Below are 23,609 nucleotides of genomic sequence, written 5' to 3' on the forward strand. Positions count from 1 at the left end.
GACTTGTGGCTAAAACTTCTCTCATTCAACGTGAACTCAAGCGTGATGCGCTGGTTGCCAAATTCGCTACTAAGTATGCGAATCTGAAGGCCATCATCAACGACGCTAAGAAGTCTGACGAAGAGCGTTACTTGGCGCGCCTGGAGCTGCAAAAGCTCCCACGCAACGCCTATCCAACTCGCCAGCGTAACCGCTGCGCGTTGACTGGTCGTCCCCGCGGTACGTTCCGCAAGTTCGGCTTGGGCCGTAACAAAATTCGTGAGCTGGCCTTCAAAGGCGACATCCCTGGTGTCGTCAAGGCTAGCTGGTAATCGGCACGATTAGGAGAAATCGCAAATGAGCATGAGTGATCCTATCGCCGACATGTTGACCCGCATTCGAAACGCCCAAAGCGTTGAGAAGGTCAGCGTCGTGATGCCTTCCTCGAAATTGAAAGTGGCGATTGCCAAAGTCCTCAAGGACGAAGGCTACATCGACAGTTTTGCTGTGCGTGGCGAAGCCGCCCGTCCAGAGTTGGAGATCGCGCTGAAGTACTACGCCGGTAAGCCGGTGATTGAGCGCATCGAGCGCGTGAGCCGTCCCGGCCTGCGCATCTACAAGGGCCGCCACGATATCCCTCAGGTCATGAATGGCCTGGGTGTGGCGATCGTCACTACGCCGCAAGGTGTGATGACCGACCGTAAAGCACGTCAAGCCGGCATCGGCGGCGAAGTGCTTTGCTACGTCGCCTAAGCGCAAGGAGAGACAAACAATGTCCCGCGTAGGAAAAATGCCGGTCGCCATCCCGCAAGGTGTGGACGTTACCGTTACAGCTGACAAGATCAGCGTCAAGGGCACTTTGGGCACACTCGTGCGTCCAATGAACGCCTTGGTGAAAATCACGAGCGAAGGCGGCAAGCTGTCTTTCGCTCCGTCCGATGATTCGACTGCAGCTGGCGCCATGAGCGGCACCGTGCGAGCACTGGTGGCCAATATGGTCAACGGCGTGAGCAAGGGCTTCGAGCGCAAGCTGAGTCTGGTCGGCGTGGGTTTCCGGGCGCAAGCCACGGGTCAAAAGCTCAACCTGCAAATCGGCTTCTCTCACCCCGTGGTGAAAGACATGCCCGAAGGCATCAAGATTGAGTGCCCCACCCAGACGGAAATTCTGATCAAGGGTGTGGATCGCCAAGTGGTGGGTCAGTTGGCCGCTGAAGTGCGCGCCTTCCGTCCGCCGGAGCCCTATAAGGGCAAGGGCATCCGCTATACCGGCGAAAAGGTCTCCATCAAAGAGACCAAGAAGAAGTAAGGAGCAGCGCAATGTTGACCAAAAAAGAACAGCGCATCCGTCGCTCGCGTCAGACCCGTGCTCGGATTGCAGTCCAGCGCGTCGTGCGCTTGTCGGTGTTCCGATCCAACCTTCACATCTACGCCAGCGTCATTTCAGACGACGGCACTCGTGTCCTGGCCAGCGCCTCGACAGCCGAAAAGGCTGTCCGCGAGCAGCTCGGCGGCTCGGGCAAGGGTGGCAACGTAGCTGCGGCTACTTTGATTGGCAAGCGTATCGCCGAAAAGGCGAAAGCAGCTGGTGTTGAGAAAGTTGCCTTTGATCGTGCCGGCTTTGCCTATCACGGTCGGGTTAAGGCTCTCGCCGAAGCAGCTCGCGAAGCTGGTTTGCAGTTCTGACGCTAAAAGGATTTCGAAATGGCAAAGTTTCAACCCCGCGTCCAGACCGAAGCAAATGACGACGGCCTGAAAGAAAAGATGATCGCGATCAACCGCGTCACCAAGGTTGTGAAGGGCGGTCGTACGCTCAGTTTCGCAGCGCTGACGGTGGTCGGTGATGGCGCAGGCCGTATCGGCATGGGCAAAGGCAAGGCCAAGGAAGTGCCTGTCGCCGTGCAGAAGGCTATGGAGTCGGCCCGCCGCAATATGGTCAAGGTCGATCTGCGCAACGGTTCCATTCACCACAATGTGGTGGGTGAGCATGGCGCGTCGCGAGTCATGATGGTTCCTGCGCAACCTGGTACTGGCGTCATTGCCGGCGGCCCGATGCGCGCAGTCTTTGAAGTGATGGGCGTGACTGACATCGTGACAAAGAGCCATGGCTCGACCAATCCGTACAACTTGGTTCGCGCCACGCTGGACGCTCTGAAGCGTTCCACGACGGCAGCACAAGTTGCAGCCAAGCGCGGCAAGAACGTTGAAGACATCTTCAACTGAAGCTGCACTGGAGACACATATGTCTGAAAAGAAAACTCTGACCGTCAAGCTGGTTCGCAGCCCCATCGGTACGCGGACTTCGCACCGCGCTACGGTTGTGGGTCTGGGCCTGCGCCGTATGAACAGCACCAGCGTGTTGGAAGACACGCCGGCGGTTCGCGGCATGATCAATAAGATCGCCTATCTCGTGCAGGTGCTTTAAGCGCTTTCACGAACCGAGGACAAAAAGATGCAACTCAATACCATTAAGCCCGCAGCCGGCGCTACGCACTACAAGCGTCGCGTGGGTCGTGGCATCGGTTCTGGCATTGGTAAGACTGCCGGTCGCGGCCACAAGGGTCAAAAGTCCCGTGCTGGCGGCTACCACAAGGTAGGTTTCGAAGGCGGTCAAATGCCTTTGCAGCGCCGCTTGCCAAAGCGCGGCTTCAAGTCGCAGACATTGAAGTTCAATGCCGAAATCAATCTCGACGACCTGCAAACGCTGGTGGCCGACGAAATCGACGTTTTGACTTTGAAGGCTGTAGGTCTCGTGCCTGAGCTGGCAAAGAACGTCAAGGTGATTCTGTCGGGTTCTATCAGCCGCAAGGTAACACTCAAGGGTGTTGCCGCGACTGCTGGCGCCAAGGCAGCGATTGAGGCCGCTGGCGGCTCGGTCGCCTAATAAGCAGGAACTAGGCACAGTGGCTACGAACGCAAACCAACTGGCCAAGAGCGGCAAGTTTGGCGACTTGCGTCGCCGGCTTGTGTTCTTGTTGCTGGCCTTGGTCGTGTTTCGGATTGGGGCTCATATCCCTGTTCCGGGCATAGATCCGGCTCAGTTGCAGCAGTTCTTCAAGGGTCAGGAAGGTGGCATCCTGAGCCTGTTCAATATGTTCTCTGGCGGCGCGCTCTCGCGCTTCACCGTTTTCGCGCTGGGCATCACGCCCTACATTTCGGCCTCCATCGTTATTCAGTTGATGACGTATGTGGTGCCCGCTTTGGAGTCGTTGAAGAAGGAAGGTGAGGCCGGTCGTCGCAAGATTACGCAGTACACGCGTTACGGCACGTTGGGTTTGGCGCTCTTTCAGTCCCTGAGCATTGCTCTGGCACTGGAAAGTTCGGCGGGCTTGGTGATTAACCCTGGTTTTGGTTTCCGCCTCACAGCGGTGTCCAGCTTGGTGGCCGGCACGATGTTCTTGATGTGGTTGGGTGAGCAAATTACCGAGCGTGGCTTGGGCAACGGAATTTCGATTCTGATCTTCGGCGGCATTGCTTCCGGATTGCCTGGTGCGATTGGTGGCTTGCTGGAGCTGGTTCGGACTGGCGCTATGGGCCCTGTTTCTTCCCTGTTTATCGTGGCTGTGGTCGTAGCCGTCACCTATTTGGTGGTGTTTGTCGAACGCGGTCAGCGGAAAATCTTGGTGAATTACGCCAAGCGGCAGGTCGGTAACAAGGTTTATGGTGGGCAAAGCTCGCATTTGCCACTGAAGTTGAACATGTCCGGAGTGATTCCACCGATCTTCGCTTCGTCCATCATCCTGCTACCCACAACCGTGGTGAGTTGGTTTGCGACGGGTGATAGCCTTCGCTGGTTGAAAGACCTCGCAGGTATGGTCAGTCCGGGGCAGCCGATTTATGTGTTGCTCTACGCCAGTGCTATCGTCTTCTTCTGCTTTTTCTACACGGCGCTTGTTTTCAATAGCCGCGAAACCGCAGATAACCTGAAGAAGAGTGGTGCGTTCATTCCTGGTATCCGACCAGGCGAGCAAACTGCAAAGCATATTGACAAGATCTTGTCGCGTTTGACCCTGGCTGGCGCCATCTATATTACGGGTGTGTGCTTGTTGCCAGAGTTCTTGACCTTGAAGTACAACGTACCTTTCTATTTTGGCGGTACATCTTTGCTGATCATTGTTGTGGTCACCATGGACTTCTGGGCCCAAGTACAGTCTTACGTGATGAGCCAGCAGTACGATTCGCTGCTGAAGAAGGCAAATTTCAAGGCCAGCTGAAAAGCTGAACCATTGTTTAACCAAGATCCATCAGAACAGAAACGAAGGCATGGCGAAAGACGACGTCATTCAAATGCAAGGCGAGATTCTTGAGAATCTGCCCAATGCCACGTTTCGTGTGAAGCTGGAGAACGGGCATGTTGTTCTCGGCCACATCTCCGGCAAGATGCGTATGCATTACATCCGCATTTTGCCCGGCGACAAAGTCACCGTTGAATTAACCCCGTACGACTTGAGTCGTGCTCGCATCGTGTTCCGGGCGAAGTGAGCATTTCTATTCCCCGGTTACGCGCATTGAGCGCATTTTTGTAGGTCAAGGAGTAGACCATGAAAGTTTCGGCATCCGTCAAGCAGATGTGCCGCAATTGCAAGATCATCCGCCGCAAGGGCGTGGTGCGTGTGATCTGTACAGATCCCCGCCACAAACAGCGCCAGGGCTGATTGCAGCACGACACGAGCGATTTAGAGGAACCACATGGCACGCATTGCTGGTATTAACATTCCGCCGCATAAGCACACAGAGATCGGTCTGACTTCCATCTACGGCGTTGGCCGTACGACGGCACAGAAGATCTGTACTTCTTGCGGTATTCCATTCGACAAGAAGGTCAAAGACCTCACCGATTCCGATCTCGAGAAGATTCGTGAAACAGTGGGTTTGATGACCATCGAAGGCGATCTGCGCCGCGAGATGTCTATCAACATCAAGCGTTTGATGGATCTCGGTTGCTACCGTGGTTTCCGTCATCGTCGTGGTTTGCCAATGCGCGGTCAGCGCACCCGTACGAACGCTCGCACTCGTAAAGGCCCGCGCAAGTCGGCTGCTACGGGTAAAAAGTGATCTGCGGCTAGCACAGAAAGAAGATCAAGATGGCAAAAGCACCCAATAACTCGGCTGCACAACGCGTCCGTAAGAAGGTTCGTAAGAACGTTGCCGATGGCATCGCTCACGTACACGCGTCGTTCAACAATACGATCATTACGATCACTGACCGCCAAGGCGGCGCACTGTCCTGGGCTTCCAGCGGCGGTCAGGGCTTCAAGGGTTCGCGTAAATCGACGCCCTTCGCAGCCCAGGTCGCGGCTGAAGTAGCCGGCCGTGCCGCTCAAGATCAAGGCATCAAAAATCTTGATGTCAAGATCAAGGGCCCAGGCCCAGGCCGCGAGTCGTCGGTTCGTGCACTGGGTGCTCTTGGCATCCGGATCAATTCGATCTCTGATGTGACTCCGGTTCCGCACAACGGTTGCCGTCCCCAGAAGCGTCGTCGTATCTAAGGCTTTTGCCAAAGATGCGAAAGATGCGATAATCGCGAGTTACCCCGCGCCGGCGGGCACGTAAGTGCCGCGCCGGCCGTTTCGTTGATTTCCATTGTTGCGATGGAGATCTTCAACACCACCGTCTGAGCCGACAAAAAAATTGGGCCAGACTCGCGCATGTGCCGACGGGCCGTGCGTCAGAATGAAAAAGGACATCTAAAGTGGCACGTTATCTAGGCCCCAAGTGCAAACTCTCCCGTCGCGAAGGCACGGACCTGTTCCTGAAGAGCGCACGCCGCGCCATTGGGGACAAGGCGAAGTTTGATTCCAAGCCAGGCCAGCATGGCCGCACCTCCGGTCAGCGCACATCCGACTTCGGCCTGCAACTGCGTGAAAAGCAGAAGGTCAAGCGCATGTACGGCATTCTGGAGCGTCAGTTCCGTCGCTACTTTGCTGAAGCCGAGCGTCGTAAGGGCTCGACCGGCACCAATTTGCTGTCCTTGCTCGAGTCGCGCCTGGACAACGTGGTTTACCGTATGGGCTTCGGTTCCACACGTGCCGAAAGCCGTCAGTTGGTTTCGCACAAGGGCATCACGGTCAACGGTGAAGTCGTCAATATTGCTTCTTACCTGGTGAAGGCCGGTGACATCGTCGCCGTGCGCGAGAAGTCCAAGAAGCAGTTGCGCATCATCGACGCGATGAAGTTGGCTGAGTCGATTGGCTTGCCAGCTTGGGTGACTGTTGATACAGCTAAGTTGGAAGGTGTCTTCAAGAAGGCTCCTGATCGTGACGAGTTCGGCGCTGAGATCAACGAATCGCTGATCGTTGAGTTGTACTCGCGTTAATCGTTTTGCAGTTGCCGGCTGCACCCCCTGCGGGTGCCGTCGGCTTTCCCTCGTCTGGGTTGGCCCTCTCGCGGCGACGCCCGGTTGGTCCCTCAGCCTTATCGGTGTAACGAACCGAGGGTATTGAAAGAAAGACTTCATGCAAACCAATCTGCTCAAACCCAAATCGATCAATGTGGAGCCGCTCGGCGGCCACCGTGCCAAGGTGACCTTGGAGCCCTTCGAGCGTGGCTATGGCCACACGCTGGGCAATGCTCTGCGCCGGGTGCTGTTGTCTTCGATGGTGGGTTATGCGCCGACAGAAGTGACGATCGCTGGTGTGCTGCACGAGTACTCGGCCATCGACGGCGTTCAGGAAGATGTGGTTCACATCATGCTGAACCTGAAGGGCGTGGTTTTCCGCCTGCACAATCGCGAAGAAGTTACGCTGGTCTTGCGCAAAGAGGGCGAAGGTCCCGTCACTGCAGCGGACATCCAAACGCCTCACGATGTTGAGATCATCAATCCAGATCACGTCATTGCGCACCTGTCGCAAGGCGGCAAGCTGGATATGCAGATCAAGGTCGAAAAGGGTCGCGGCTATGTGCCTGGCTCCATGCGCCGTTATGGCGATGAGCCGACCAAGTCGATTGGCCGTATCGTGCTGGACGCGTCGTTTGCGCCTGTTCGTCGCGTCAGCTACGCCGTTGAAAACGCTCGCGTTGAACAGCGTACCGACTTGGACAAGCTGGTCATGGAAATCGAAACCAACGGCGCTATTTCGCCCGAGGAAGCGATCCGTGCATCGGCCAAAATCTTGGTCGAACAGCTCGCCGTGTTCGCACAGTTGCAAGGCACCGATGTGGGCGACATGTTCGACAACCCGCAGCAGCAACAACGCAGCTCGTCCTTCGACCCGATTCTCCTGCGTCCGGTTGATGAGCTTGAGTTGACGGTGCGTTCGGCCAATTGCTTGAAGGCCGAGAACATCTATTACATCGGCGACCTGATCCAGCGCACCGAAACAGAACTTCTGAAGACTCCGAACTTGGGCCGCAAGTCGCTCAACGAGATCAAAGAAGTGCTGGCTTCGCGTGGCTTGACCCTCGGCGCCCGCCTCGAAAACTGGCCCCCTCAAGGGCTGGACAAGCGTTAATTAGTTTAGAAAGAAATGGACGGCGCTTTTTCATTGCGTCGTCCGGTGCACCCGGTGGTACCTGATACGGCCACTGGCGATTAATCAAAGAAAGGATAAGCACCATGCGTCACCGTAACGGCCTCCGTAAGCTGAACCGTACCAGCGCTCACCGTAAGGCAATGCTGCGCAATATGTGCGTTTCGTTGCTGCAACACGAAGCGATCAAGACCACCGTGCCTAAGGCCAAAGAGCTGCGCCGCGTGGTTGAGCCTTTGATCACCTTGGCCAAGGTGCCTACGTTGGCAAACCGTCGCCTGGCATTCGATCGCCTGCGCGACCGTGACATCGTCACCAAGCTCTTCAATGAGCTGGGCCCACGTTTCCTGGCTCGTCCAGGCGGCTACACACGCATCTTGAAGATGGGTTTCCGTGTTGGCGACAACGCGCCTATGGCCTATGTTGAGCTGGTTGATCGCGCCGAAGGCGAGACTGCTGGCGAAACAGTCGAGTAAAGAGGCAACCTTGTTTGAGCTGCACGCAGCTTAGGCATTGCTCTCGAATGGCCAGCTTTTTGCTGGCCTTTTTTTCGTCTGTACTTTTGTTTGTACATTCCATTCTTTACGTCTTTTGCACATGCTTGAGCGCCGGTTCGTGATTGCGATTACGCTTCGCGCCGCCTTGGTCATGTTTTTGTCCGCAATGCGGTATCAGTCCTAACGCTACTAGCCTATGTCACGAGCTCTACGGTCAGCGACCTTCTTTTTTCTAACTCTCGTTTGTCTCCTGAACCCATTGGCCACGGCGTGGGCGGTTGACTTTTTGGATCCCGAGCAGGCTTTCAAGTTAGCGGTCAGTGCGCTGGACGGCAAGACTTTGCAAGTTCGCTTTGAAATTGCCCCTGGCTACTATATGTACCGGGAGCAGTTCAAGATCGAAGCAGAAGGCGCAACTCTTGGCGACATCGTGGTGCCCAAGGGCAAGGTCAAGTTTGATGAGACCTTTCAGAAAGAGGTTGAGGTCCATCGGGAGGCCCTCAGCGCCGTGGTGCCCATAAAGGCGGCCGACGGCTCCTTCAAGTTGACGGTGGCCGGTCAGGGTTGCGCGGACAAAGGCTTGTGCTATCCGCCCATGACGGCGACCTTCGACGTCAATCCAGGGCTTGGCGCCACGCCGACCACGGTCAGGCGCGTGGATGGGGCCGATCCTGCGGCGCAGTCACTGAGCAGCAGTCCACGCCTAGAGCCTGCTAGCTCGGTCACAGGGGCGGGTTCGCAAACAGCGGCAGCAGCGAGCGAGATGGGGCGTTTAGATGCAGCGCTTCAGACCGGACGGTTTTGGACCGTGGTTGGCGTGTTTTTTGTCGCCGGTCTCTTGCTCTCGCTGACGCCCTGCGTGCTGCCCATGTTGCCCATACTGTCGTCCATCATTGTGGGCGACGCATCCAAGAAGGCTACGCGTGGCCGTGGTTTCATGCTCGCTCTAAGCTATTCGTTGGGCATGGCACTGGTCTACACCGCTTTGGGTGTGGCTGCCGGGTTGGCGGGCGAAGGACTTGCGGCGGTTCTGCAAAAGCCCTGGGTACTGGCCAGTTTCGCCTTGGCTCTGGTGCTGTTCGCTTTGTCCATGTTTGGCGCGTATGAGTTGAGTCTGCCATCGGGCATGAGCGGGGGGCTTTCGCAAGCATCCCAGAAGTTGCCTGGCGGTCATTTGCTTGGCGTGTTCGCCATGGGAGGGGTGTCCGCCCTGATCGTCAGCCCTTGCGTGGCAGCGCCGCTCGCAGGCGCTTTGGTCTACCTCAGCCAAACCCGGGATGTTGTGCTGGGCGGTAGCGCCTTGTTCGCCTTGGCCACCGGCATGAGTGTTCCCTTGCTGCTGCTGGGGATCTCAGCGGGTAGCTTGCTGCCCAGGGCCGGCGCTTGGATGGACGGCGTCAAACACCTGTTTGGCATGCTCTTGCTTGGCGTCGCACTGTGGACAGTGCAGCCGGTCTTGCCGCCAGCGTTGGCGCAATTCCTATGGGGCGCATTGTTAATCGGGACTGCGGCCATGCTGGGCTTGTTCCAAGCACCTCATGCCGTCCATAGGCCGCGCACCTGGCTGCGCAAGACCGCAGCCTTGCTGGCGGTCAGCTATGGCTTGTTGCAGCTTGTGGGGGCTGCCAGCGGCGGCACCGACACACTCAAGCCCCTGGCAGGGCTCTTTCGCGTGGAGGCCGGCACGGTAGCCTCCAGTGGCGGCAGCACCGCTGCGGGCCTGTCTTTTCAGCGTATTGCCAGCGTCGCCGAACTGGATGCCGCCCTGGCGCAAGCGGGGCGCCCGGTGATGCTCGACTTCTACGCGGACTGGTGTGTGTCCTGTAAAGAAATGGAACGCTACACCTTCACCGATCCGCAGGTTCGGCGCCGGCTGGCAGGCGCCTTGTTGCTGAAGGCCGATGTCACAGCAAACAGCCCGGCCGATCGTGAATTACTCAAGCGTTTCAAGCTATTCGGTCCCCCTGGCACGATCTTTTTTGATCCTGCGGGTCAGGAGCTGAATGGCGCGCGGGTGATCGGATTTCAAGACGCCGAGCGCTTCCAATCATCCCTCACTGCTGCGGGACTTTGACGGTACAGTCAAAAGTGCGCTATACTGCTAGCTTCAGTCGCGGGGTGGAGCAGTCTGGTAGCTCGTTGGGCTCATAACCCAAAGGTCGTAGGTTCAAATCCTGCCCCCGCAACCAAAAATTTGGGAAGTTGTCGCCGGTCTGAATGACCACTTTCCTTTCGGGCTCGCTGTGACGAGATCGCCCGGAACACCATATCTGGCGCGGGGTGGAGCAGTCTGGTAGCTCGTCGGGCTCATAACCCGAAGGTCGTAGGTTCAAATCCTGCCCCCGCAACCAAGTCCTTGAAAAGCCGCTCAGCTTGAGCGGCTTTTTTCGTTTGTGCCCATCCTGTGCCCAAATCGTGCCCATCTTGTGCCCGCTCTCTTTTGCTAAAGGCGGCTTTTGACCATTGGGCTACTTTTTGTAGTGCTTGATTGGCTAATCGAGGGTTAAACAGGTCTGTAGATTTGTGCCATCCGTTGCCAAACCATTTGCAATCCAATCGGAATGCGCGCCGTGACAGGATTGCAGCGTCTGCGGGCTATGGGCACCGTGCCGGCGCCCGCTCTACGCATCCGAATGGTAAGAACTGGCCGTGACCGTGAGGCCGCATCATCGCCCGTAACCCGACCTTGACCGAAACGGTCGGCGAACCGAACTTCAGCGTTGCGGCGCCTGTTCGAACTGTCGGCCTGGAGCAAGCCCGGACATTTCGAGGGGACTTACTGCGTGGCAACTCGGTGCCCGCAGCTGACCTTGGCTTGTCCGCTGAAGCACGGCAGCCCGAGCCGTCGGCCGGGCTCAAGGTTCGGAGGCCGGCCCTGGCGGGCCGCCTGCCTTGCGCTGCTCGTAACTTGGGGCCGGCGCCGAACTCACTGCACTCGCTGGGCTCGTTTTCTTCAAACAGGCGGCGCCCAGTAGGAAGTTGATGCGCGCCGCGCGCGCGCCAGCCACTGGATGGACATCGAAAAGAACGGCGCTAACACCGCCTTCGTCGCTAAAGAGCTGGCCGCGGCCGCCGGCGTGCAGGAATGGGACGTGGGCTATGCCGGCCTGAAGGACCGCTACGCCATCACCCGTCAGTGGTTCAGCATCTATTTCCCGAAAGGCGAGACGCCCGATCTGACCCAGCTTCAGCACCCGGAGTTCAAGGTGCTGAGTCAGAGCCGCCACGTGAAGAAGCTGCGCCCCGGTGATCTGCAGGGCAACCGATTCCGCATCGTGCTGCGTGAGCTAGCCGGCAATCGCGATGCCGTCGAGGCCAATCTGCAGGCCGCTGCCTCACAGGGCGTGCCCAACTACTTCGGCGCTCAGCGTTTCGGCCATGACGGGGGCAACGTGGAACAGGGCCGCGCCATGCTGGCGCGCGAAATCCGCGTACGCCACCCGAAGAAAAAGGGCATCTACCTGTCGGCGGTGCGCTCCTTTGTCTTCAATGAGGTGCTGGGACTGCGCATTCAGCAGGGACTCTGGGGCAAGACTCTGCCCGGTGACGCGATGACTGATGCGGGCCAGCCCACCGGACCACTCTGGGGACGGGGCCGGGTGAGCACTACAGATGAGGCGCATGCCCTGGAAATGGGCGTGGCTGAGCGCCACGCCACCTTGTGCGACGGCATGGAGCACGCCGGTTTGGATCAGCAGCGCCGCGCCCTGGTGGCCAGGCCGGTGGACATGTCATGGGAATGGCCCCTAGCCGATCAACTGGTGCTCACCTTCTCTTTGCCCGCCGGGAATTACGCCACGTCCGTGCTGAACGAAATCCTCCGCACCACGGAGCCTGAGCGGCTCACAGAGAACAACGAGCCTGCGGCGGGCGAATGACTCTGTCACCGACGCCGCTCGGTTGCCTTCTTCTTGCTTGTTCGGGCTGAGGCCTCACCGGCAGCCTGCACCAGCTCCAAGGCGGCGATCGCGTCCATCTGCGTGAGCAGCCTGTGTAAATAGGCCGGAGCCAGCCCCTGAATTTGCTGGAGCATGCGCGTCGCCAGCGCCTGACCATTGAGTGGCCCCAGATGCCCGGTGACCGGCGCATGGAGCTCGGCAATGTTTCGTGCCACGCGCAGCTGCCGCCAAGTGCTTTCGTGGAGGCGCACCTGGCGCAACTCTTGGCTCGCATCAAGCTGCAGCAAGGCGAGCAATTCGCCCAGCGGATTGACTAGGGCCGGATAGTCCTGCTTCTGCTGCGCCAGTGGCTCTTGCGACGCGCGCTCCCTCAGTCTCGCAATCAGTTTGTCTCGCAGAGCGCCCGCAGGCTGAGCTGCCGCACGCAGGGCGAGTGCGTGCAGCATGCGCCGGCGCACCGGGTCAGCACGCTGCGCAGCGACCCAATTGACAGGATCGTCAATGCTGCTCACGGTGCGGACGCTGCAGAAGCCGCAGCCGCTCGCCGTGGCCGCGGTGTTGGTGCGATTTCTACCCGGCGATTGAGCGCACGCCCTGCCGCGGTATCGTTGGGTGCTACCGGCTGCTGCGCGCCGAATGCAGCAGAAAAAACCGCGTCGGGTGGAAGTCCGTCCGCCAACAAGGCCCGCGTCACGTTCAGCGCCCGCTTGGCAGACAGATCCCAGTTGTCGGCGAACTGCATGCCCGCCACGACCCCCCGGTCATCGGTGAAGCCGCTGACCATCAAGATCTCATCGCGTTGCGCGAGGTAGGTGCGCAGCGGCGTTGCCAATGCCCCGAGCAGCGCACGGCCCTCGGCGAGCAGCTGGTCCGAGCCCGTCGCAAAGAGCACCGCACTGTTGATGCCAATTCGACCTTCCACCAGCGTGATCCGGCCATCCGCAAGCGGGCCTGCCAGGGCGCGCTCCAAGGCTTCCCGGCGACTCTGCTCGGCCATGCGCTGCTGCACTTCGGCTTGCAATTGGGTGGCGAGATCCAGCTGCCCCACCAGGGCCGCGGCAAGCACCAGCACAAACGCGCCCAACACGCCGGCCATCAAGTCGCCAAAAGCCGCCCAAGCGGGAGCGGCAGTGCCTTCGTGCTCAATCTCCAGTTGCTCATCCATTTGTCGCGGCGCCTTGCAGCGCATCCAGGATTTGCTTCTGCGAGCCCAGGCAGAGGTCGATGACTTCGCGCGCCTGGGCCACGTAGTAGCCGAGTTGGTCATCGCTCCGCGTTATCGACGCGGACAGTCGTTCTTCCAGCGCAGCCAAGTGCTGTACGAGTTGGGCGTTGGCCCCCTGGAACTGCTCAATGGCCGCGCCGAAGCCTTCGCCCACGCTGGCGACGTCGGCGGCGCTGGCTGCCAAATTGGTGGCCGCATCGGCAAGGGCGTGACCGGACGCTTCAGCAAGCCTTGTGAAGCGCTGGCCCAAGGCCTCGATCTGCAATGCAGATCTATCCACCAGCGAATCAATCGCGACGCGCTGCTCGCCCGCGGCTTGCTGCAGCGAGGCGAGCAGCGTCGATACCGTCCCCATCAGCTCGGCCCGCTCAAGCAGAGCCGCGCCGTCCTGAGCCTGGCTTTGGGCGAGCTGTTCTCGCAGTGCGACTACGACCTCGACGGCAGCACGTGGCGCTTCACCAGCGGCTTGCAGAACAGCGCCGGCCTCAGCCAGCGTCCGTTGAGAAGTGGCCTCGGCCTGTGCCACCAGACTGCGCGTGTTCGCCAACAGGTCATCTGCCAGCAATTGCTGCTGCTGCAACTGCGTGGCTCCAATCGAGGCCAGCTCATTGCGCCATGCCGCAAGCTGCTGCGCGTCATGGGCCGCCTGGTTTGCCTGCAAGCGCGTGAATGCATCGGCCAGGCAGGTGACGCCGGCCTGCGTCTGCTCGCCGCACAGGCTGGTGATCTCGGTCAGGGCCTGCTGTGCGCGGCTTGCGCTGTCGCGCTGCAATTGCAGGGCTTCTTCGCGCTGCGTGGCCAGCAACTGCTCGACGCCTTCTCGCCGTTGGCTCATGGCATTCGCATCGGCCAAGGCCTCGGCGCGGCGCTGCGCGTCGCGCTCAGCCAGCAAGCTGAGATGACGGGTATGGCCATCCGAGACTTGCTCCAGCAGGACCTGCGTCTGCATGGCGAACTGCTGTGCAGCTTGCGCAACAAGCTCTCGAGCAGAGGCCTGTTGCTCGGCGAGCGCGCCGAGGTGATCTTGCAGCGAGGCCCAGCGTGCTTGATCTGCATGGGCCTGCGCAGCCTGATGGCGGGAGGCCATCGTGTCCAGCGCTGTGAGCATCGCTTGCGAATCCGAGGCCGAGCGCCGCCCCTGGAGTTCCATGGCGCGCTGTGAGGCCGCGCCGGCGTCTTCGAGGAGTTGTAGAGCAAGCTCGCGCTGCTGGTGCAGTGCCGCGGATTGCGCCTGGGAAGCTTCGACATGCTGAAGTGCGATGCGCTCTGCCCCCGCCTCGAAGCGGCTGCTGAGCGCGCTCAGCTGATCGGTCACCGTGTTGCCGACGCGCTCATGCAGGGCTGCGGCCTCGCGGGCTATTGCCCCCATCGCCGCCGTTGCGGCGGGTTGAATGGCGGCACCTGCCTCCCGCGCAGCGTCTGCAAGACTGTTGCGCAGGGTGTCGTCGACGCTGCTGGCCAAGGCGGCATAGGCTTTGCTGGTTTCGCCGTGGAATTGGCTGTTTTGTGCGGTCAGTTGTTCCGCAATGCGCTCGGTGAATTGCTGGAGCTGGGCGACCATCTCCAGCTGCTTTGCCTTGTCGCGCTCGATCGCAGCCGAAGCAATAGCCTGCTGCTCGATCTCCCGCCGATGGGCAGCCGTCAGATGGCGCAGCCGCCCCAAAATTGCGGCATCCAGGAGAGCGCCGGCGGCCGAACGTTCCCTGCGGGCGAGGGCCACCATCAGACCCAACATGGCTGAGCCGGCGACCCCTGCCACGCTGGCACTGAAGGCCAGGCCAAGGCCCTGGATCGGGGCCCCCAGCGCATTGCGCAAAGCGGCCAGGTCAGCGGAGGCGCCAAGCGCGCTGGCCGTGCTGCTCAAGGTGATGACCAAGCCAATGAAAGTGCCGAGCATGCCCAGCAGCACCAGCAAACCTGCAAGCGCCGGCGCCAATGCCAAGCCTGGGAGGCCGACGCGCTGGCCATCCAGACGCATCTGCACAGCGCCGCGCAAAGCGGCCGGCACTGAGGCAATCCAATCGTCGGGAACGTCAGGACCTTCGGGCAGTTCGCGCTCTGTGGCCACGGCCAAACCACGGCTGTCCCGGCGAAAAGTCGCCAGCTCCCACACGCCGATGGCAAAGAAGACAGCAATCAGCCCCGCCATGGCCAGCGCAACGGGGTGATTCCTGGAGGCGGCCATGCCGGCGCCGGCGATGCCGGCCAGGCCGGCAGCCATGGCAATGGGGTAGAGGGCGTTGAGAGATCGGTTCATGGGGGATTGTGGGTGCTCAAGGCCTCGATGAGGCCCAGCACAGCTTGAAGTTTGTGGTCCAGCTCGGCGCGCAGCAATCGCTGCAGGTCTGAGCAGAGGCGGGCGCGCCATTGACGTGGATCGGCGGCGTAGTGTTTCTGCGCTCGGGCCTCCAGCAAGGCAGAGACTCCAGCCATGGCGCGCAATTGGGGCGCGGCCATCGCTCGTTCGATGTACTCGTCCAACTTTGCCAACCGTGCGAGTTCGTCGGAGGCGCGCGTGAGGCGGGCCCGCAGGAGCGCTCGGAACGTGGAGGTGCGACTCTCGATCACGCGCTGCTGCTGCCCGAAATGCTGCAAATAGGGAACCAGCAAATCCTTGAGCGTTGCGCCATCGGAGATCGAATTGGACTTGCCTGCCAGCTCGGTGTGAAGGAAGCTTGACGCCAATTCGGCCTGGAGCCGCTGCAGTTCAGTACTCGCCCAATGCATTGACTCGATTCGAGCGACCTCAGATGCGGCTTTACCAGGGGTCGTGGTCAAAACTTGGGCAATCTCGATGGCATCCGCCCAGCCGAACCAAGCCCCCAGACGTGCAGCTGCCGGCGGCGGGGAGCCTGGCGCGATGCACCATTGCCGCAGCAAGCGAGACAGCGACTCGGGCGGGAATGGCGGGACTGGCGAGAAAGGAGGTACGGGCTTGGAAATAGCTTGCATTCGGTGAAGCCGACGCCTGTGCTTTTGTTGCGAAAAAGGGGGGATTTTAGAGAAGGACCTCTGCATTGCCCGTTCTCGGTCAGCCGAAGGCTAGATTCGTACCAGGATCGCCGGACCTTGCACGACTGAAGGGCCATATCGCAGCAGCTCAGCTGCGACTGTTGGTGCGGTCGTCTTCGTCAACAGCGCGAAGGCCATATATCGGGGTTTGCAACGTCCAGGCTGCGCGGATCCAACATCATGCGACTTTGACGAGCGGCGATAGGGCGGCCCGTCGAGATGAATTAATCTTGGCCAGCATTTGCACTTCACCGCCGCCGATGACAGCTGAATTTGACGGGGGACGTGCCCCGATGCTTCGCGAGTCAGCCAGCTGGATCGACCTCGGATTCACCCTGCGGGTCAGTTCCGGTCATTCAGGTGCCCAAAGTGAGCGGCAACAGGGTGCCCAAAGCGGAAAGTCGTTGGCAGCTTTGTTTGGCGTTGCAACCTGTTGCTATGTGTCATGTGGGCCCGTCTGGGCCTGAGCTTTCAACGGTAGTGCCGCTTCGCATCGCAGGCGTGCTGATTCAAGTGCGGCAATCAATTGGACCGTCTCCGTCGGGTCTAGCTGCCCACCCTCCGCAATCCGTTCAACGTCTTGCAAGAGGGCATCAACTGCAACTGACCAGTCAGCCAGAGCCGGTTGAATCAACTTGCTGATCTCAGACGGGACTTTTTTCATGAAACCATGTTGGCACTTTCGACACTCAGCGTCTGTACGCTAACCCACACAAGGGTCAGACACGTCGCTGCAGGTATCCCGCTGCGGTGCGAACCGACAACGGCCCGGAGTTCACAAGCCGCGTGTTCATCGCATGGGCGCAGGAGCATGGCATCAAGCACATCTTGATCGAGCCAGGCCGCCTCATGCAGAACGGCTATATCGAGAGCTTCAACGGCAAGTTCAGGGACGAGTGCTTGAACGAACACTGGTTCCAAACCTTGCCTCAAGCCAGGACTGAGATTGCCGCTTGGCGGCGTGACTACAACGAGGTCAGACCGCACAGCAGCATTGGGCGAATGCCACCCGCTCAGTTCGCTGAGCAGCATCGCCGAAGTACTGGAGACGCTGCGCGACATCTGATCCCCACAGAAATCCATTAACCTTCAACCCTGGACCCCTGCCGATTCATTGGTACGGCGAAAGGGGGCAGGTCAAATACTTAACAGCACGATGTCGGCTGGCGTGTCGAAGGGCAACCTTACACTCCAGAATGCGAGGGGTCCTAGAGGGCTAAGGTTCCTTCCGGCTTGCAACTCATAGACCATTTGGCCGATTCGATTGCAGCACGACGTATCGTGTTTGACGTAGAGCGATTCGGGGATGACGCTGAGGTTGGCTCGCTTGTCACAATAACAATGCACGCTGACAATGCACTCGCCCGAATTTTGGTTAGGGCGCTGCGCCCATAGGGAGAAAACATGACGATGAATTTGCGTGGGCTTGCTACGGCGGCCTTTCAGGTTTCAAGCGCGATGGCTCTGCTCGTCGGCAGCGCTTGCGCTCAGGAAGCTTCGCTGCAAGACATTGCGTCTGCCATGCGCGGCCTTCCTGAGATTGTGATTTATCCCGCCCGGGAAATCGTCACCCTGGACCCAGCTAAGCCCACCGCCCAAGCCGTAGCCGTCGTGGGCGACCGAATCCTCGCCGTTGGCGACCTCGAAGAACTCAAAGCTGCCGCCGGCAAGCAGCCGTACTCGGTGAATCCAACCTTTACCAATCAGGTCATCGTGCCGGGCTTTGTTGCCCAGCACGATCACCCGCTGTTGGCCGCGCTGACAATGACTTCGACGATCATTGCCATCGAGGACTGGGTACTTCCCCAAGGCACGTCGAAAGCCGCGAAAAGTCGTGAAGACTACCTCAAGCGGCTGGCCGAGGCTCACGCGAACCTGAAGGACCCGAATGAAGTCTTGCTGACCTGGGGCTATCACCAATACGGCTTAAGAAGGCCGATCTCGACAAGATCAGTCTGACTCGGCCCATCATCGTTTGGCACCGTTCCGCACATGAGTTCTATCTCAACTCGGCGGCAGAAAAGAAGTACGGCATCACCAAGGCTTGGTTTGACAAACAAAGCGACAGCGTCAAGAAGCAATCAGACTTCGCCAATGCCCACTACTGGGAGCAAGGGGCTTTCGGCGTGATGCCCCTGATCGCTTCGGCCATCGCAACGCCTGAGCGTCTGCGGGCGGGCTTGGAGTTCGTCAGAAACTACTACCACGCTAACGGCGTGACGCTGGGCAGTGAGCCCGGCGGTCTGGCATCTAAGAAGCTGCAGGACGCGCAGAACGCAGTGCTGAGTGACCCCTCGTCGCCTTTTCGCTTCTATTTCATCGTTGACGGCAAGTCGGTGACCGGTGCGTTCAAAGACGAACAAGTGATTGCCGAAAGCGAGAAGTTCCTGTCCTGGGGTCAGGGCATGACTGCCTATTTGCCGAAGCAGGTCAAACTCTTTGCTGACGGTGCCATCTTCTCGCAGGCCATGCAGGTGCGTGACGGCTACAAGGACGGCCACAAGGGCGAGTGGATGATGGACCCCGACTTCTTTGCCCGCACGATGAAGGTCTATTGGGAAGCGGGTTACCAGTTGCACGTTCACGTCAACGGCGACGCCGGGCTGGACATGGTGCTTGACCAGTTGGAGCTCAATATGCGGCGCCATCCGCGCGCGGATCACCGTACCGTCATCATCCATTTCGCGGTCTCAATGCCGGATCAGGTGGCGCGTATCAAGCGTTTGGGGGCGATTGTGAGCGGGAACCCGTACTACCCGGTCGCATTGGCTGACAACTACCGAGGCAATGGCCTGGACCCTGCGCGTGCCGACAACCTGGTGCGAATGGGCGACGTTGAAAGAGCCGGCATCTCGTTCTCGTATCACTCCGACATGCCCATGGCCCCCGGGCAACCGCTCTTGCTGATGTGGGCGGGTGTCAACCGCGTCACCAATGACGGCAATGTCCGTGGGCCAGAGCAGCGTGTCAGTCGGCTTGGTGCGCTGAAGGCTGTCACGCTGGATGCCGCCTATTCGCTGCAGCAGGAGAAGGACGTGGGCAGCATCGTTCCGGGCAAGCTGGCGAACTTCACCATCCTCGCGGAGAACCCGCTGACCTCCGATCCGCTGAAGATCAAGGACATCGCCGTGTGGGGCACGGTTCACGAAGGTCGGGTGCTGCCGGTCAAGAAAGTCGAGGCAATAAAAGCACCTGTCAGTACCGCTGAAATGCGCGCTACGTCGGCGCTGTCGGCGGATTCGGAATTGACCCGGATTGCGAGTGAGCGCCTCGTCGAGTTAATCGCGCACAAGCATGAGCATTGATGATGTGAAGTGGGTCTAGCTCGTTGGCAGCCCGCCCACAGCCCGGGATGGATGACGGATTCGCTACGTGGCACCTTGGCCTGGGCCATCCAGCCCTTGATCTGAAATGGCGCCGAGGTTTACGTGATTGCCCCAGGTTACTGCTCGATTGGGCTGACTGCACCGGGTTGCGGCGCGGGCGTGCTGCTGGTCAGGGCGCTGAGCATTGTCATCGTGGTGCCCCGTTGGCCAATCGTCTAAATGCTCCTGACTATTGCGGCTGCCTTGCGCGGCTTCGGGACCATCATCCATTCGTTCAGCAGTAGGCCCGCGCTGTGACTGGGCAAGCGGCACCGCATTCCAATTCGTTGCCGCGCCTTTGTTATACATATCTGCGAATCTGTAGGGTTTAAACTTTGGTGAATACAGCTCACCAGTGAGGGATGCTTGGGCCAAACTCAAGCGAATCAACCGCGCACCCAAGCAAGGAGAAACACAGTGAATCAAGCAAGTTTTCAAGCGTTGCCGTTCGCGGCACGCCGCGACTCCTTAGTTACAGCCGCCGTTTTGGCAGCTCTTGCGATCTCTGGGTCAGCGATGGCAGCCCCCCAAAGTGCCGACTTCATTTGGTCGGGCGGCCCCATCCTGACCATGAATGACAAGGCCATGCGGGCCGAGGCGGTGGCGGTGGCGGGCGGCAAGATCATTGCCGTGGGCAAGAGCCGTGAGGTGATGAAGTTCAAGGGTCCGAACTCGCAGTTGCTGGATCTCAAAGGTCAAACCCTCGTCCCTGGATTCGTTGATGCCCACGGCCATATCGTGGTTGGCGGTTTGCAGGCGCTCTCCGCCAATTTGCTGGCCCCGCCTGATGGCGAGGTCAAGGACATTGCCTCGCTGCAGCAGACTTTGCGCGATTGGATGGAGAAGAATGCAGCCGCTGTTCAAAAGACGCAACTCATCGTCGGCTTCGGCTATGACAACGCCCAACTGAAGGAACTGCGTCACCCGAGCAAGGAAGAGTTGGACGAGATTTCCAAGGACATTCCGGTGCTGATTGTTCACCAGTCCGGGCATCTGGCAACCGTCAATTCAGCGATGCTGAAGGCGATGGGCTATGACGCCAACAGCAAAAACCCAGCCGGCGGCGTGATCCAGCGCAAGCCGGGCACCAACGAGCCGAATGGCACGCTGGAAGAAACTGCGTTTTTCAATGGCATGCCGGCAGTGTTGGGGCGCATCGGGCAAGAGGGCATGAAGACTTTTGCACGTGAAGGCGCCAAACTCTGGGCCCGCTTTGGCTACACGACGGCCGAAGAAGGCCGCTCGACGCCACAGGTGGTTGCAATCATGAAGCAAGTGGCGGCCGAAGGCGGCTTCGCCAACGACGTCAACACCTACGCCGATGTGCTGGTGGACCGCGCTTTCATCAAGGCCAATCAGAGTCAGACCTATACGAACCGTTTTCGCGTGGCTGGCGCCAAGCTCACCATCGACGGCAGCCCGCAGGGTTTCACAGCCTGGCGCGACCAGCCCTACTACAAGCCGGTTGGCAACTATCCCGAGGGTTATTCGGGTTATGCGGCGGCATCGGCTGAGGATGTGATGGGGGCAGTGCAGTGGGCGGCGGAGAACGGCATTCAGGTCATCACCCACTCCAATGGCGAGCGCGCGTCCGACCTTTTGATCGCAGCGCACCGCTCTGCGCAGGCTCGCTTCCCACAAGCCAAGGCTTTACGTCCGGTGCTCATCCATGGCCAATTCCTGCGCGAGGACCAGCTCGATAGCTACAAGTCCTTGGGTGTGATTCCCTCCCTCTTCCCCATGCACACCTTTTATTGGGGTGACTGGCATTTGGACCACACGGTTGGCCCACAGGCGGGTTTGAATATCTCGCCCACCGGCTGGGCCAGGAAGCGCGGCATGATCTTCTCCAGCCACCACGATGCGCCGGTGGCCTTCCCGGATTCGATGCGAGTGCTGGACGCCACCGTCACGCGCCGGGCTCGCGGCACCGGTCGGATCGTCGGTCCCGATCAGCGCGTAGACGTCATCACTGCGCTGAAGGCCATGACGATTTGGCCGGCTTACCATCACTTTGAAGAGAAAACTAAGGGCAGCCTGGAAGTGGGCAAGCTGGCGGACTTTGCCGTACTTTCCAAGGACCCGACGGCCGTCAAGCCCGCGACGATTGCGGAGATCAAAGTGACCGAGACCATCAAGGAAGGCAAGAGCATCTTCCGCCTGGAATCTGGTGCCAAGACTGCTGGGACGGCGCCCGATATCAGCCCCTTGGTGGCGGCCTTCGGCGGGCATGGCGCGCATCGCGGACAAGAGGGCGAAGCCTGTGCCCATGACGCCATGTTCCGCATGGTGTCACTGATGGCGGCTGGCGAGAGCGCACGCTGATGCGCTGGCGGAGGGCGGCGTTCCCCCTAGCCTGACGCTGGCCCTCCGCTGACGAGCCCTCGAACCAGGGCTTCAAGACGAATGTATTCGTTAAAGATTGAAAGTTTGAATTTGAAGCAAAACCATGATTCAGGCACAGGCCGCGCCGCGGCTGGCGTGGTGCTTTTGGCGCTGCTGATGCTGAGCGCGAATGCCCAAGCCCAGCAGACCGCCGAGGCGGCCGTGGACAACGGCACCGATCCGACCAAGTTCTCGACTGCAGCATTTGCGACCTATGAGTATCTCGATCTTCATCATGGCGTTCAAAGCGGCACGCTTCGATTGAATTACCTCACCCCTTTGGGTCAGGACAAGGACTACAGCTTGAGGTTGCGTGCGCCGGTGGTCATGAACGATGCCTTTGGCCGCAAGAGCCATGCCTTGGGCGATGTGTCGCTCATGCTGCAACATGTGTTTGGTCTGACAAGGCAGCAAGCCTTTGTCTGGCAGGCCGAACTTAGCTTCAACACCGCTGCTCGGCCCGAGTTGGGCGCTGGCAAGCATGTACTCAGCCCGACCTTGATCTATGCCCGCTTCTTGGAAGGCGGTGCCATCTTTGCTCCGGCGATCAAGCAAAGCCTGAGCTTGGGCGGTGATTCGAATCGCGCCAGGGTCAACGCCACCGTGTTCGACTTTTACTACGTGCCCAAATTGGCCGATTCTCGCAACCTGATCACCATCGACCCGGCCTTGAGTTTCGATTGGGAGAGCAAGAAGCGCTTTGGCAGTCTGGCCATTACCGCAGGCCGGGTGATTGGTCCTATGTTCGGGGGCAATGGCATCATCAGCATCAAGCCTACAGTCTTTGCTGGCGGCGACCGACCCGGCAAATGGGGTGTTGAGCTTGGCTTCAAGGTGCTGGGCTTCTGAACAAGCGGTTTTAAGTGTCCGAAGTGGAACGGGCAGGAAAACTTCCGAAATTGTGGCGTTGATACCGATTGCTGAACCCTCGCCGCAAACATCCGAGCATGCGCGGATCAATCTTTGGTAGGTTGGGCTGTAAATACTTGAAGGGGCCGAGCGCCAAGATCATTGGTCACGGCCAATGGCCGGCTGTGATCATTCCCGTGCGTTTGAACGCCAGGTCCGCCTGTTGGTATTGCCGCTTCAGGCAAAGGAGAATGGCCGCAGACAGCCTGTAAGTGAACTTCCGCTTCGGGCACGCTGCTGCCGCTGACGATGAAGGATCGAGCGACGCCTATAGGGTCGGCAGCACTATTCGACCGATCGAGCAGCAGACATTGAGCCGCGCTCTATCAGCGCCACGTGGATTGCCTGAGCTCACCTGGAACTTGAGCCCCTGGCTCTGAGCTTTGCGTGACCCCGAGCCTGCGAGCCTGATCTCTGAGGGGCTCGGCCACTCATACCTTGGCGAGGAAGGCCGCCGCATCACCCGCTTCACACTTCCAGTCTGCGAAGACCCCGACCAGATTGCATTCCACGCAGCGGCAAGCGATGTAGTACCTGCGCACGTCATGTGTGCCCTCATACACGGAGACGCCGGACATCAGCTCGAACACCTCGTTCTCGCACTCGCACTCGTGCGCCTCGGGCGCAGCTTCTTCAACGTGGTCCGCGCTGTCGCCCATCAGGTGTTCCTGCCCGCAGTCGGTGCAGGTGCGGATCGCCACGCCGGCTTCTTCATCGGACTGCAGCGAAAAGGTCCGACACCCGCAATCGCATTTGGACGAGGCAAACCGGACGGCCTTGTGGCGATTCGCAACGTTATAGCTGCGCAGCTCGGCTTGGGTGTCGCCGGACGTCGTCCCGTACCAGAACTCGCCTTTCTTCGACAGTGCCAT

At 59.6% G+C, this 23,609-nt stretch carries 26 protein-coding genes, 2 tRNA genes and 1 pseudogene; 24 read left to right on the forward strand and 5 right to left on the reverse strand.

The features are described from left to right. Positions 1-5 precede the first annotated feature (5 nt). The 19 genes from rpsN to truD all read left to right on the forward strand — a co-directional run bounded on the left by rpsN (position 6) and on the right by truD (position 11,820). Positions 6-311 (forward strand): 30S ribosomal protein S14, encoded by a 306-nt coding sequence (rpsN, locus tag PRZ03_RS17110; RefSeq protein ID WP_263535979.1) that lies wholly within the window; start codon positions 6-8, stop codon positions 309-311. 25 nt (positions 312-336) lie between these two features. Further along, the gene (gene rpsH / locus PRZ03_RS17115; RefSeq protein WP_263535978.1) at positions 337-732 is read left to right on the forward strand and encodes a 30S ribosomal protein S8; all 396 of its coding nucleotides are present in this window, start codon (positions 337-339) and stop codon (positions 730-732) included. 19 nt (positions 733-751) lie between these two features. Continuing rightward, a complete protein-coding gene (gene rplF / locus PRZ03_RS17120; protein WP_273601454.1) occupies positions 752-1,285 on the forward strand; it encodes a 50S ribosomal protein L6 in 534 nt (177 codons plus the stop codon). Positions 1,286-1,296: 11 nt separating this feature from the next. Further along, positions 1,297-1,662: a 50S ribosomal protein L18 gene (rplR, locus tag PRZ03_RS17125; protein ID WP_263535976.1), complete on the forward strand. Its 366-nt coding sequence runs from the start codon at positions 1,297-1,299 to the stop codon at positions 1,660-1,662. An 18-nt stretch (positions 1,663-1,680) separates the two neighbouring features. Next, entirely contained in the window at positions 1,681-2,199 is a 519-nt protein-coding gene (rpsE, locus tag PRZ03_RS17130; RefSeq protein WP_263535975.1) for a 30S ribosomal protein S5, read from the forward strand. A 19-nt stretch (positions 2,200-2,218) separates the two neighbouring features. Further along, the gene (gene rpmD / locus PRZ03_RS17135) at positions 2,219-2,401 is read left to right on the forward strand and encodes a 50S ribosomal protein L30 (RefSeq protein ID WP_263535974.1); all 183 of its coding nucleotides are present in this window, start codon (positions 2,219-2,221) and stop codon (positions 2,399-2,401) included. A 27-nt stretch (positions 2,402-2,428) separates the two neighbouring features. Continuing rightward, entirely contained in the window at positions 2,429-2,860 is a 432-nt protein-coding gene (gene rplO, locus PRZ03_RS17140; RefSeq protein ID WP_263535973.1) for a 50S ribosomal protein L15, read from the forward strand. Between the two features lie 19 nt (positions 2,861-2,879). Next, a complete protein-coding gene (gene secY, locus PRZ03_RS17145; protein WP_263535972.1) occupies positions 2,880-4,190 on the forward strand; it encodes a preprotein translocase subunit SecY in 1,311 nt (436 codons plus the stop codon). A 49-nt stretch (positions 4,191-4,239) separates the two neighbouring features. After that, positions 4,240-4,458 carry a translation initiation factor IF-1 gene (gene infA, locus PRZ03_RS17150; protein WP_009855680.1) on the forward strand — a complete coding sequence of 73 codons (219 nt, stop codon included), beginning with the start codon at positions 4,240-4,242 and terminating at the stop codon, positions 4,456-4,458. A gap of 59 nt (positions 4,459-4,517) precedes the next feature. Then, positions 4,518-4,631 (forward strand): 50S ribosomal protein L36, encoded by a 114-nt coding sequence (rpmJ, locus tag PRZ03_RS17155; RefSeq protein WP_056194202.1) that lies wholly within the window; start codon positions 4,518-4,520, stop codon positions 4,629-4,631. 34 nt (positions 4,632-4,665) lie between these two features. Further along, complete coding sequence (gene rpsM, locus PRZ03_RS17160; protein WP_263535971.1) at positions 4,666-5,031, forward strand: 30S ribosomal protein S13; 366 nt, start codon at positions 4,666-4,668, stop codon at positions 5,029-5,031. Positions 5,032-5,060: 29 nt separating this feature from the next. Next, a complete protein-coding gene (gene rpsK, locus PRZ03_RS17165; protein ID WP_058721926.1) occupies positions 5,061-5,465 on the forward strand; it encodes a 30S ribosomal protein S11 in 405 nt (134 codons plus the stop codon). 203 nt (positions 5,466-5,668) lie between these two features. Beyond that, on the forward strand, positions 5,669-6,292 hold the full coding sequence (gene rpsD / locus PRZ03_RS17170) for a 30S ribosomal protein S4 (RefSeq protein WP_263535970.1): 624 nt from the start codon (positions 5,669-5,671) through the stop codon (positions 6,290-6,292). 139 nt (positions 6,293-6,431) lie between these two features. After that, complete coding sequence (locus PRZ03_RS17175; protein WP_263535969.1) at positions 6,432-7,427, forward strand: DNA-directed RNA polymerase subunit alpha; 996 nt, start codon at positions 6,432-6,434, stop codon at positions 7,425-7,427. Between the two features lie 104 nt (positions 7,428-7,531). After that, positions 7,532-7,921, forward strand: coding sequence for a 50S ribosomal protein L17 (gene rplQ, locus PRZ03_RS17180; RefSeq protein ID WP_263535968.1), 390 nt, complete (start codon positions 7,532-7,534; stop codon positions 7,919-7,921). Between the two features lie 217 nt (positions 7,922-8,138). After that, positions 8,139-10,016 carry a protein-disulfide reductase DsbD gene (gene dsbD / locus PRZ03_RS17185; protein WP_273601456.1) on the forward strand — a complete coding sequence of 626 codons (1,878 nt, stop codon included), beginning with the start codon at positions 8,139-8,141 and terminating at the stop codon, positions 10,014-10,016. Between the two features lie 38 nt (positions 10,017-10,054). Beyond that, positions 10,055-10,131, forward strand: a tRNA-Met gene (locus PRZ03_RS17190). An 85-nt stretch (positions 10,132-10,216) separates the two neighbouring features. Next, positions 10,217-10,293 (forward strand) — tRNA-Met (locus tag PRZ03_RS17195). Positions 10,294-10,953: 660 nt separating this feature from the next. Next, positions 10,954-11,820, forward strand: a complete 867-nt coding sequence (gene truD, locus PRZ03_RS17200; protein WP_273601457.1) for a tRNA pseudouridine(13) synthase TruD — start codon at positions 10,954-10,956, stop codon at positions 11,818-11,820. Between the two features lie 5 nt (positions 11,821-11,825). On the opposite strand, the gene PRZ03_RS17205 is transcribed toward truD, so the two are convergent. From PRZ03_RS17205 to PRZ03_RS17220, 4 genes are read right to left on the reverse strand one after another with little or no spacing between them, the layout of a single operon-like run. Beyond that, positions 11,826-12,353 (reverse strand): DUF2894 domain-containing protein, encoded by a 528-nt coding sequence (locus PRZ03_RS17205; protein WP_273601458.1) that lies wholly within the window; start codon positions 12,351-12,353, stop codon positions 11,826-11,828. Beyond that, entirely contained in the window at positions 12,350-13,006 is a 657-nt protein-coding gene (locus PRZ03_RS17210; RefSeq protein WP_273601460.1) for an OmpA family protein, read from the reverse strand. Before PRZ03_RS17210 ends, PRZ03_RS17205 begins: the two co-directional genes overlap by 4 nt. After that, positions 12,999-15,323, reverse strand: coding sequence for a coiled-coil domain-containing protein (locus tag PRZ03_RS17215; protein ID WP_273601461.1), 2,325 nt, complete (start codon positions 15,321-15,323; stop codon positions 12,999-13,001). Before PRZ03_RS17215 ends, PRZ03_RS17210 begins: the two co-directional genes overlap by 8 nt. Next, positions 15,320-16,084, reverse strand: coding sequence for a DUF3348 family protein (locus tag PRZ03_RS17220; protein WP_338109620.1), 765 nt, complete (start codon positions 16,082-16,084; stop codon positions 15,320-15,322). Before PRZ03_RS17220 ends, PRZ03_RS17215 begins: the two co-directional genes overlap by 4 nt. Before the next feature lie 732 nt (positions 16,085-16,816). Between PRZ03_RS17220 and PRZ03_RS17225 the strand changes: the two are divergent. The 5 genes and pseudogenes from PRZ03_RS17225 to PRZ03_RS17245 all read left to right on the forward strand — a co-directional run. Beyond that, positions 16,817-17,164, forward strand: a pseudogene (locus PRZ03_RS17225) (integrase core domain-containing protein); the annotation flags it as partial. 318 nt (positions 17,165-17,482) lie between these two features. Then, positions 17,483-18,037: an imidazolonepropionase-like domain-containing protein gene (locus tag PRZ03_RS17230; RefSeq protein ID WP_273601463.1), complete on the forward strand. Its 555-nt coding sequence runs from the start codon at positions 17,483-17,485 to the stop codon at positions 18,035-18,037. Between the two features lie 11 nt (positions 18,038-18,048). Continuing rightward, positions 18,049-19,383, forward strand: coding sequence for an amidohydrolase (locus PRZ03_RS17235; protein WP_273601561.1), 1,335 nt, complete (start codon positions 18,049-18,051; stop codon positions 19,381-19,383). Between the two features lie 576 nt (positions 19,384-19,959). After that, positions 19,960-21,768 carry an amidohydrolase gene (locus PRZ03_RS17240; protein ID WP_273601465.1) on the forward strand — a complete coding sequence of 603 codons (1,809 nt, stop codon included), beginning with the start codon at positions 19,960-19,962 and terminating at the stop codon, positions 21,766-21,768. 111 nt (positions 21,769-21,879) lie between these two features. After that, a complete protein-coding gene (locus PRZ03_RS17245) occupies positions 21,880-22,677 on the forward strand; it encodes a hypothetical protein (protein WP_273601466.1) in 798 nt (265 codons plus the stop codon). A 491-nt stretch (positions 22,678-23,168) separates the two neighbouring features. Here PRZ03_RS17245 and PRZ03_RS17250 read toward each other — a convergent pair whose 3' ends face one another. Further along, a complete protein-coding gene (locus PRZ03_RS17250; protein ID WP_273601468.1) occupies positions 23,169-23,609 on the reverse strand; it encodes a hypothetical protein in 441 nt (146 codons plus the stop codon).

Origin of the sequence: Roseateles albus (genome assembly GCF_028595345.1) — a bacterium.
GTDB lineage: Bacteria > Pseudomonadota > Gammaproteobacteria > Burkholderiales > Burkholderiaceae_C > Paucibacter_A > Paucibacter_A albus.

Excerpts from the sequence above, each read along its gene's own strand:
- rpsH (WP_263535978.1), top strand. The coding sequence starts at position 337 with ATGAGCATGAGTGATCCTATCGCCGACATGTTGACCCGCATTCGAAAC.
- rplF (WP_273601454.1), top strand. The coding sequence starts at position 752 with ATGTCCCGCGTAGGAAAAATGCCGGTCGCCATCCCGCAAGGTGTGGAC.
- rplR (WP_263535976.1), top strand. The coding sequence starts at position 1,297 with ATGTTGACCAAAAAAGAACAGCGCATCCGTCGCTCGCGTCAGACCCGT.
- rpsE (WP_263535975.1), top strand. The coding sequence starts at position 1,681 with ATGGCAAAGTTTCAACCCCGCGTCCAGACCGAAGCAAATGACGACGGC.
- rpmD (WP_263535974.1), top strand. The coding sequence starts at position 2,219 with ATGTCTGAAAAGAAAACTCTGACCGTCAAGCTGGTTCGCAGCCCCATC.
- rplO (WP_263535973.1), top strand. The coding sequence starts at position 2,429 with ATGCAACTCAATACCATTAAGCCCGCAGCCGGCGCTACGCACTACAAG.
- infA (WP_009855680.1), top strand. The coding sequence starts at position 4,240 with ATGGCGAAAGACGACGTCATTCAAATGCAAGGCGAGATTCTTGAGAAT.
- rpmJ (WP_056194202.1), top strand. The coding sequence starts at position 4,518 with ATGAAAGTTTCGGCATCCGTCAAGCAGATGTGCCGCAATTGCAAGATC.
- rpsM (WP_263535971.1), top strand. The coding sequence starts at position 4,666 with ATGGCACGCATTGCTGGTATTAACATTCCGCCGCATAAGCACACAGAG.
- rpsK (WP_058721926.1), top strand. The coding sequence starts at position 5,061 with ATGGCAAAAGCACCCAATAACTCGGCTGCACAACGCGTCCGTAAGAAG.
- PRZ03_RS17175 (WP_263535969.1), top strand. The coding sequence starts at position 6,432 with ATGCAAACCAATCTGCTCAAACCCAAATCGATCAATGTGGAGCCGCTC.
- rplQ (WP_263535968.1), top strand. The coding sequence starts at position 7,532 with ATGCGTCACCGTAACGGCCTCCGTAAGCTGAACCGTACCAGCGCTCAC.
- dsbD (WP_273601456.1), top strand. The coding sequence starts at position 8,139 with ATGTCACGAGCTCTACGGTCAGCGACCTTCTTTTTTCTAACTCTCGTT.
- truD (WP_273601457.1), top strand. The coding sequence starts at position 10,954 with ATGGACATCGAAAAGAACGGCGCTAACACCGCCTTCGTCGCTAAAGAG.
- PRZ03_RS17210 (WP_273601460.1), bottom strand. The coding sequence starts at position 13,006 with ATGGATGAGCAACTGGAGATTGAGCACGAAGGCACTGCCGCTCCCGCT.
- PRZ03_RS17215 (WP_273601461.1), bottom strand. The coding sequence starts at position 15,323 with ATGAACCGATCTCTCAACGCCCTCTACCCCATTGCCATGGCTGCCGGC.
- PRZ03_RS17220 (WP_338109620.1), bottom strand. The coding sequence starts at position 16,084 with ATGCAGAGGTCCTTCTCTAAAATCCCCCCTTTTTCGCAACAAAAGCAC.
- PRZ03_RS17230 (WP_273601463.1), top strand. The coding sequence starts at position 17,483 with ATGACGATGAATTTGCGTGGGCTTGCTACGGCGGCCTTTCAGGTTTCA.
- PRZ03_RS17240 (WP_273601465.1), top strand. The coding sequence starts at position 19,960 with ATGGCAGCCCCCCAAAGTGCCGACTTCATTTGGTCGGGCGGCCCCATC.
- PRZ03_RS17250 (WP_273601468.1), bottom strand. The coding sequence starts at position 23,609 with ATGGCACTGTCGAAGAAAGGCGAGTTCTGGTACGGGACGACGTCCGGC.